Here is a 7490-nt window from a genome sequence, read left to right as displayed (position 1 = left end):
AGATGTGTATAAGAGACAGCCCCCCGCCCGACCTCCACCCCAGGTCGCGGCACGCTTTTCGCCATGGCCCTGGCGGCCGGCCTCGCGGTCGCTTCCATCTACTACAACCAGCCCATGCTCGGGGTCATGTCCTCGTCGCTGCACGACGTGCGCGTCAGCGGCTGGATTCCTATGCTCACCCAATTGGGTTATGCGGCGGGGCTGCTGCTCTTGTTGCCGCTCGGCGACATGTTGGAGCGGCGGCGGCTCATCGTCGTGCAGTTCGGCGTGCTGGCGCTGGCGCTGGTCGTGATGGCGCTCGCGCCCGGTCTTGTCGTGCTCGCCGTCGCATCCATCCTCGTCGGCGCGGCCGCGACGGTGGCGCAGCAGATCGTGCCGTTCGCCGCGATCCTTTCCGCACCGGAGAAGCGTGGTGCGGCCATCGGCACTGTCATGAGCGGCTTGCTCACGGGCATCTTGCTGAGCCGCACGCTCGCCGGCATCGTGTCGAGTGTCGCCGGCTGGAGGGCCATGTTCTGGTTGGCCGTGCCTCTTGCGGTGGTGGGTGCCGTGCTTATGGCGCGGAGTCTGCCCGCGCATCATCCCGCGAAGAAGCTGCGCTATCGCGACCTGCTGGGTTCGCTCATCCACCTCTGGCGCGATGAACCGGCGCTGCGCCGTGCGGCCGCGACGCAGGCGCTACTCTTTGCTTCCTTCTCCGCGTTCTGGACGACGCTGGCGCTTCGTCTCGCCGAGCCGCCGTTGAACCTCGGTGCCGCATCGGCGGGCCTGTTCGGCATCGTCGGCGCGGTCGGTGTGGCGATGGCGCCCGTGGCGGGACGTGTGGCGGACCGGCGTGGTCCCGCTCCGGTGATCGCGCTGGGTGCTGCCGCCACCATCGTGGCGTGGCTTGTGTTCGGGTTGTGGCCGAGCCTCGCCGGACTCGTCGTGGGCGTGATCGTGCTGGACTTCGGCGTGCAGATCGCGCTGGTGTCGAACCAGCACCTGATCTACGGCCTGCATCCCGAGTACAAGAGCCGTTTGAATACGTTGTTCATGACCACGATGTTCCTGGGCGGCGCACTGGGCTCGTTCCTGGCCGCGACCGCCTGGCACCATGGCGGCTGGACGGCGGTGTGCGTGCTCGGCGGCGTATTGCCGATCGGAGCGTTGCTGCTCAGCCTCGCGCGGCGCCGAAAGAATGCCTTGCTAGGTGGGCGCCAGCGACTCGATTGAGGGTATCCGCTACGGGCGCGGCAGCTTACGGTTTCGCCCCTAGCCCCGCCTTTCGGAGAGTCCATGAATAACCCGACCATCGACCGCCGCGCTTTTCTCGTGCGCGCAGGCGCCGTGACAGCCAGCGTGGGACTGGGAGCTGTACTCAGCCGAACGGCAATGGCGGCTTCGGGTGCTTCCCAGAGCGACATCGGCGTCATGCAGACGGCGCTTGCGCTGGAGCACGAGGGAATTGCCGCCTACCGGCTTGCTGGCAAGAGTGGCCTGCTTTCCGCGGGCACGCTGAAGGTCGCCACCATCTTCATGGGTCACCACCAGATACATCGCGACTCCCTGGCGAAGCTCATCATGCAGGCGGGCGGCAGTCCGGTCGAACCTCAGTCGGACGATCGCTACGTCGCCGAACTCAAGCTGGGGCAGCTGAAGTCTGAAGGTGATGTCGTCGCCCTCGCTACGTCCCTGGAACGCGGTGCCGCCAGCGCCTATATCGGCCAGGTCACTTCGTTGAAAGACCCCAAGCTCGCCAAGCTGTTCGCATCGATTTCCGCCGACGAAGCGATCCATTGGACCACGCTCAACAACGCAGCGGGCATCGCTATTCCCGCCTCGGCTTACGTGTTCGGTTGAATGAAACCTCAGACGAGCGAGCCTGCAACGGTGGCCCTGCGTCGGTTCATTCGTGACGCCGGGGCATGCCTTGTTCTGGTGGCCGGCATGGATCGGGTTATGGCATCCGAGGACGATGTGACCATGGGTAAAACGCAATACCAGAATACTTGCGGCGGTTGCCATTCCGTGGACGAGGACCGCATCGGACCGCGTCACCGGAACATCGTTGGACGGCCGGTCGCCAGCGTGCCGGGCTACGATTACTCGACGGCATTGAGGATGCTCGGTGGCAACTGGACGCCGCAACGTCTGGACCAATGGCTGAGCGGCACCCAGAAAATGGCGCCCGGCAGCAAGATGTATATCGAGCTCGATGACGCGCGCCAGAGGCAGTTGATCATCGCCTTCCTGGAATCGATCTCGGCGCCGGAGTCCGCCGGCACGCGCAGTCCCTAGCGCCTGGCCTGGCGAAGCAGGTAAACGACCGCTCCGGCGCAAGGAGGAAACACATGAACTCTCGAGTCCGCAATGCCACGCCGCGTAAAGCCGTGGCGGTCCCGCTACCGAACGTCGGAGACAGAATCGGCGCCAGCGCCGGGCCCCCTGACGAAGACACCGTCGAGCATTGGATCGGGCCTGCGGCGTTCAAGCACTGGACCAGGCTTCGCGACTGGATCGATGCATCCTACCCGGGCGTCTTCGTGCCCGAGTGGCTTTACGGCGGCAAGAAGCGCGGCTGGAGCTTGCGCTACAAGAAGACTCGTGCGTTCTGCACGTTGATCCCGGGATACAGGCAATTTTCCGTGCAGGTAGTCCTCGGGCGCGCGGAGCGAGAGCGGTTCGAGGAGCGCCGATATGCCTGGCGCGCCGAACTGACCAGGATCTACGACGAAGCCCGCGAGTACCCGGACGGAAAGTGGCTCACAGTACCCATCTCTTCCGCGGCCGACAGGCACGACGTGGAAGCGCTCGTCAGCATGAAGCGCCCGCCCGTTTCGGCGACCGCAGCCAGCCCAGCCTGCGAAAACGCCAGTAGAGGCATCCGCAGATCGAAAACATGATGCCCAGGACGGCGAAATATCCCCAGCTCGTCCTGGTCTCCGGCATGTTGATGAAGTTCATGCCATAGATGCCGGCGATGGCGGTCGGTACACCCAGGATGGCCGCCCATGCGGCCAGCTGTCGTGTTATGGCCGACTGGCGTTGCTGCTCCAGGAGACTGCTCGCCTCGAGCGCGGTGCGAACGACGTCGATCAGGCCCATGCTCATGTTCTCCATGCGGATAAGGGCGCCGAGCACATTCCGGAAATACGGCTTCGCCCCAGCCGACACGCATGGCACGTCAAGCGTGGCCAGCTTGTTGCACACTTCCATCATTCGGGTGATGACGTGCTGGAAATGTATCGCTTCCCGGCGAAGTTCGAAGATTCGCTCGACCTCACTCGTCCGTAGCGAATGGGTAAGGACGTGCTTCTCGATGAGAAGAACTTCGTCGGTGATCATCTGCACGACCGGGAAATAGTCGTCGACGATGAGGTCGAGAACCTGGTGAACCACGTACTCCGGCCCGTCGGCGTCACGTGGCGCGATGCGATGGACGGTGTCCCGGAGCCGGCGCCCGAACGACGATTCGGTACGACACACGGTGATTACGTGCCGGTTTGTGAGGAAGATGCCGATATCGGTGTATTGAATGGCCGTGGGTCCGAGGTCCGCCGTCTTCGCGACGACGAACACGTGATCCGCGTACAGGTCCACCTTCGCCGTCTGCGCAGTCCCCATGGAATCCTCCACGGCAAGCTCGTGTAATCCGAACACGCGCTGGAGCGCGCCGATCTCCGTGCCCTCGGGGTCGATCACATCGATCCAGAGGAAGGCACCTTCTTGCGGAGCGGGGGCCAACTCGTTCCAGGGCGCCCAGTGCGAAGAGCCGCCCTTTCCGAGAACGGCGCAGACCACGCTCATGCTACTTCTTCAGCGCCGGATATCCTTCGACGTAGATCCAATCGGTGTCCTTGGCCGGAACGTGACAGCCTTGGCAGTCGGTGTGGTAGTCGGTCGATGTGGTCTTTGTGGAGTTACTGGCATCGAACCAGGACCACGCCCAGCCGTCTCCCCAAAGCTTGTTGCCTGGATGGGCATTCTTGTCGTCCTTGATCATCACGAACCAGCCCTTCAGCTTTTCCACGTGGCTGACGGTTCCCGTCGTCATGGCTTTGGTACCGGTCTCGTAGACTTCCTTAATGAGCACATCGCCATCGGAGAACTTGCCGTTCTTTCGATAGCCGTCCACCGCTTTTGGCGATGCATAGACCACGTGCATTTCCGCCGCGCCGTCCTTGCCCTTCGGGGCTGCGATCGACCAGGTGCCGAGGTAGTCGTATGACGTCCGGTACCCGTCAGGAACGTGAAACGCGCCCGATGCGTCGACGAGCGAGACGGGTGCGGGCGCTTGGCTGCCCTTTCCCTTGGCGACGGCGGGTAAGGCATGCATGGCCACGGACAACGCCAGTGAAGCCGCGACAACGGATAGTTTGAAATTCATATGAAGCCTTCCGACATGAAGGTGGGGAATCGGGCCGGTATCGCGTCTAGTGAACCCGCAACGACTCGGGCCGGCATACACTCATTCGAGTCTCTTCGTTCTCCACGACCGAAAAATCGACGGCCGCGAGCGCGCGCTCGCGTGCGACGGCGGCTTCCTCGCGATCGAGAAACGCCGTGGCCTGCACGGCGAGGAAGATGAGCGTCGTCATCCCCGTGCTTCCGAGTACCGCCGACAGGTACGGTGTCAGGAAATCGGGTTGGTTCGCCCGCCCGCCGGTAAAGTGGCCACCGGATGCGACGGCGATGAACACGGGGCGGTCCTTCAGCAGGCCCACTTTTCCCGCCGGAGTGGACCTGAAGGTGCGGCCGGCACGGAGGATGTTATCGATCCAGGCCTTGAGCACGGATGGAACCGTCAGGTTGTTCATCGGTGTGCCGATGACGATGACGTCGGCCGCCTCGACCTCTCGAATGAGGGACTCGGAATAGTCGAGCGATCCGGGCGGAGGGTCGGCCAGCGTCGCCGGCGATGACAAGGCCGTCGCGTAATCGGCGGAAGGGTGCGGGACCGGGCCGACGGCCAGGTCCCGTCTCTCGATCCGCGCCTCGGGCGACATCTCCAGCAGCCTCTGGACCACCGCCGCCGACAACTGGCGACTGTGTGACTCCACCCGCGGGCTGCAATCGATATGGAGGATTCTCATGTGCGTCGTCCGGTTCAGATCGTTCCGGCCGGCGCGACGGCAGGAAAATCCTTGTCGTGGTCGAACACGTTGTTGAAGAAGTTCGTCAGCGAGTACATGGCCACCAGGGCGACGATTTCCATGATGTTGGCGTCGGTGTAACCGGCGTCGCGGACCGCCTTCAGGTCCGAATCGTCCACCTTGCCGCGTGTCTCGATGACCTTGCGGGCGAATTGAACCGCTGCATCGCGTTTCGTATCGGATGCATGGCCTTTCCGGGCAAGGACGATGTCTTCCTGCGAAAGCTTCGCCATGTGCTCGGCAGTAAAGCTGTGGACGGTAAGGCAGTAGTCGCAACCGTTCACTTCCGACACGGCCAGGCCGATGCTGTCGCGGGTCTTTACGTCGAGGGCCTTGCCCAGGGATCCAAGCAGGTTGGCCCACGCATTGAACGCGATCGGGCTTTGCGCAAAGGCGGCCATCATGTTGGGCGTGAAACCGATGTTCCTGGTGAACGCGTCGAGGGTCGGTTTCGAATCGGCCGGTACCTGGTCCGGCTTGAGCGTATGGGTTCTTGGCATCGTGGTTCCTTCGCTTATCAATTCAATCGGACATCACACCAGGTCGAGCACTTCCTCGACAGGACGGCGCGGCTTCTGTGCCCAGTTTCCCGGCCGCTCCGCACCGACGGACAGCAGCATCACGGGCACCTCGTCTTTCGTCAGCCCAAATTCGCGATGCACGGCCACGTCGTCGAAGCCGATCATCGGCGTCGAACCCAGGCCGAGGGAGCGAGCCGCATAGATCATCGCGGCGGCGCCGAAGGTAGCGGTGCGCACGGCCTCGTCGCGCTGGCGTTGTGGATAGGCCATGTAGAGGTCGCGGGCCGGGATCTCCCACTCCGCCACCATGGTGGGCGGCATCACACCCGACGCCACCAGCGGTGCTAGGCGCTCCGGGATCACGCTGGAATCGGCAAGCTGGCCGCAAACGATGAAGGTGACCGCGGCATCGGTGATCGCAGGCTGGCTCCAGGCGATAGGGCTCAGTCGCGCCTTGGCTTCGGAAGAGCGGACAGCGATAAAGCGCCAGTTCTGCAGGTGGAACGACGTGGGCGCAGTGGTGCCGATGCGCACCAGTTCACGGATCTGCTCGTCGCTCAGGGTCGCGTTGGGGTCGTAGTACTTGGCGGCGCTACGGCTAAGGATGGCTTCGATGACAGGATTGGTCATAACGGCTCGGGTGGGTGGAAGATGCGAATTGCATCGGGGAGGAAATCCCGTTCGGTTCCGACTGACAGGCGCGCGGGTACCCTGCGGTGGTCGTCACCGCAGATCGGCACAGACCGGTTTATCGGTCAGCCGTCGAATGGGCGTTGGTTGGAAAGCGTTACGAACAAATGCGAATGACGGACTTGCCCTTGCGGCGTTCCTTGGCGTTGATCGCGCCAATGGCCTCGTCGAGGGTGGATACCTTGCCGATGTTCGTGCGCAGGCGTCCGTCGCGTACTCGCTCGACGATTTCGGTCAGCTGGGTACGATCGGCCTCGACCACGAAGTCGATCACCCGGATGCCGTCCGGCGTGGCCTCATACGGCCCGATAGCCGACACGACCACGCCTCCCGGCCGGACGAGCCGTGCGGAGCGCGTGCCTGTGTCGCCGCCGATGACGTCGATGACCAGGTCGACCTGGCCGATGTCTTCGATGGCGTCATGCTCGAGATCCACGAATTCATGCGCGCCGAAGGCAAGGGTCGCCTGCCGGTCGGCCGCGCGGCCCGTGCCGATCACATGGGCGCCGAACTCGCGTGCAAGTTGCACCACGATCGAACCGACGGCACCCGCCGCGCCGTGGGCGATCACTTTTTGTCCGGGTTGCAGGCGGCCGTGCACGAACAGTCCTTGCCATGCGGTAAGGCCCGAGATCGGAAGGCTGGCACCGACCGTGAAATCGACGTCGTCGGGTAGCGGCGCGAGGTTGCGCGCCTCGATGGCCACGTATTCCGCGAGACTGCCGTCGCGATACCAGTCGGCGAGACCAAGTACCCGCTGACCGACAGAAAATCCCGTGGTGCCGTAACCGATGGCCGTCACTACACCGGCAAGCTCATGCCCCGGAATCGACGGCGTTCGGTTGCGATCGCTGCGATCGGTCCAGGTCGAGGGCCATTCGAGCTCCGTGTTGACGTATCCCGCCGCGTGAACCTTGACGACGACATCGTTTATCGCCGCCATCGGCTCCGGCCGCTCTGCCAGCTTCATCCCGGCCGTTCCCGCCGCCTGGTCGGTCACCACGATAGCTTTCATGAACATCTTCTCCCGGTCAGAGGTTTCTTCGACGATCGGATCGATGCAGGCGTGCAGCTGTGTCCGCAGCAGCCTGGCTCGGAAGAAGTTTCCTCCCGCTATCCGTGCAGAAGATCCGGCTTTCGAGTC

Annotated in this window: 10 protein-coding genes; 4 read left to right on the top strand and 6 right to left on the bottom strand. The window is 63.6% G+C overall.

Annotated elements, in window-relative coordinates; translation table 11 throughout:
• Positions 1-63: 63 nt before the first annotated feature.
• From ACPYOD_RS01415 to ACPYOD_RS01400, 4 genes are all read left to right on the top strand, one after another.
• Entirely contained in the window at positions 64-1215 is a 1152-nt protein-coding gene (locus ACPYOD_RS01415) for an MFS transporter (protein WP_481299939.1), read from the top strand.
• Between the two features lie 63 nt (positions 1216-1278).
• Complete coding sequence (locus ACPYOD_RS01410; protein ID WP_481299938.1) at positions 1279-1842, top strand: ferritin-like domain-containing protein; 564 nt, start codon at positions 1279-1281, stop codon at positions 1840-1842.
• Complete coding sequence (locus tag ACPYOD_RS01405; RefSeq protein ID WP_481299937.1) at positions 1843-2280, top strand: c-type cytochrome; 438 nt, start codon at positions 1843-1845, stop codon at positions 2278-2280.
• Between the two features lie 53 nt (positions 2281-2333).
• Positions 2334-2885 carry a DUF3788 domain-containing protein gene (locus tag ACPYOD_RS01400; protein ID WP_481299936.1) on the top strand — a complete coding sequence of 184 codons (552 nt, stop codon included), beginning with the start codon at positions 2334-2336 and terminating at the stop codon, positions 2883-2885.
• Here ACPYOD_RS01400 and ACPYOD_RS01395 read toward each other — a convergent pair.
• The 6 genes from ACPYOD_RS01395 to ACPYOD_RS01370 form a co-directional block, all read right to left on the bottom strand.
• A complete protein-coding gene (locus ACPYOD_RS01395; RefSeq protein ID WP_481299935.1) occupies positions 2797-3789 on the bottom strand; it encodes a magnesium and cobalt transport protein CorA in 993 nt (330 codons plus the stop codon). The genes ACPYOD_RS01400 and ACPYOD_RS01395 overlap by 89 nt on opposite strands.
• Position 3790: 1 nt before the next feature.
• A complete protein-coding gene (locus ACPYOD_RS01390; RefSeq protein ID WP_481299934.1) occupies positions 3791-4369 on the bottom strand; it encodes a cytochrome P460 family protein in 579 nt (192 codons plus the stop codon).
• 46 nt (positions 4370-4415) lie between these two features.
• The gene (locus ACPYOD_RS01385; protein WP_481299933.1) at positions 4416-5075 is read right to left on the bottom strand and encodes an FMN-dependent NADH-azoreductase; all 660 of its coding nucleotides are present in this window, start codon (positions 5073-5075) and stop codon (positions 4416-4418) included.
• A 14-nt stretch (positions 5076-5089) separates the two neighbouring features.
• Positions 5090-5635 carry a carboxymuconolactone decarboxylase family protein gene (locus ACPYOD_RS01380; RefSeq protein WP_481299932.1) on the bottom strand — a complete coding sequence of 182 codons (546 nt, stop codon included), beginning with the start codon at positions 5633-5635 and terminating at the stop codon, positions 5090-5092.
• 33 nt (positions 5636-5668) lie between these two features.
• Positions 5669-6286, bottom strand: coding sequence for a nitroreductase family protein (locus ACPYOD_RS01375; RefSeq protein WP_481299931.1), 618 nt, complete (start codon positions 6284-6286; stop codon positions 5669-5671).
• 157 nt (positions 6287-6443) lie between these two features.
• Entirely contained in the window at positions 6444-7361 is a 918-nt protein-coding gene (locus ACPYOD_RS01370; protein WP_481299930.1) for an NADP-dependent oxidoreductase, read from the bottom strand.
• Positions 7362-7490: the final 129 nt, after the last annotated feature.

The sequence above is a fragment of the Luteibacter sp. HAY1-4A genome (assembly GCF_056755355.1).
The sequence above is the reverse complement of the archived record's forward strand: the minus strand, read 5'-3'. Positions and strand labels throughout refer to the sequence as shown.

Coding starts and splice junctions, on each gene's coding strand:
- ACPYOD_RS01415 (WP_481299939.1), top strand. CDS start 64: ATGGCCCTGGCGGCCGGCCTCGCGGTCGCTTCCATCTACTACAACCAG.
- ACPYOD_RS01410 (WP_481299938.1), top strand. CDS start 1,279: ATGAATAACCCGACCATCGACCGCCGCGCTTTTCTCGTGCGCGCAGGC.
- ACPYOD_RS01405 (WP_481299937.1), top strand. CDS start 1,843: ATGAAACCTCAGACGAGCGAGCCTGCAACGGTGGCCCTGCGTCGGTTC.
- ACPYOD_RS01400 (WP_481299936.1), top strand. CDS start 2,334: ATGAACTCTCGAGTCCGCAATGCCACGCCGCGTAAAGCCGTGGCGGTC.
- ACPYOD_RS01395 (WP_481299935.1), bottom strand. CDS start 3,789: ATGAGCGTGGTCTGCGCCGTTCTCGGAAAGGGCGGCTCTTCGCACTGG.
- ACPYOD_RS01390 (WP_481299934.1), bottom strand. CDS start 4,369: ATGAATTTCAAACTATCCGTTGTCGCGGCTTCACTGGCGTTGTCCGTG.
- ACPYOD_RS01385 (WP_481299933.1), bottom strand. CDS start 5,075: ATGAGAATCCTCCATATCGATTGCAGCCCGCGGGTGGAGTCACACAGT.
- ACPYOD_RS01380 (WP_481299932.1), bottom strand. CDS start 5,635: ATGCCAAGAACCCATACGCTCAAGCCGGACCAGGTACCGGCCGATTCG.
- ACPYOD_RS01375 (WP_481299931.1), bottom strand. CDS start 6,286: ATGACCAATCCTGTCATCGAAGCCATCCTTAGCCGTAGCGCCGCCAAG.
- ACPYOD_RS01370 (WP_481299930.1), bottom strand. CDS start 7,361: ATGAAAGCTATCGTGGTGACCGACCAGGCGGCGGGAACGGCCGGGATG.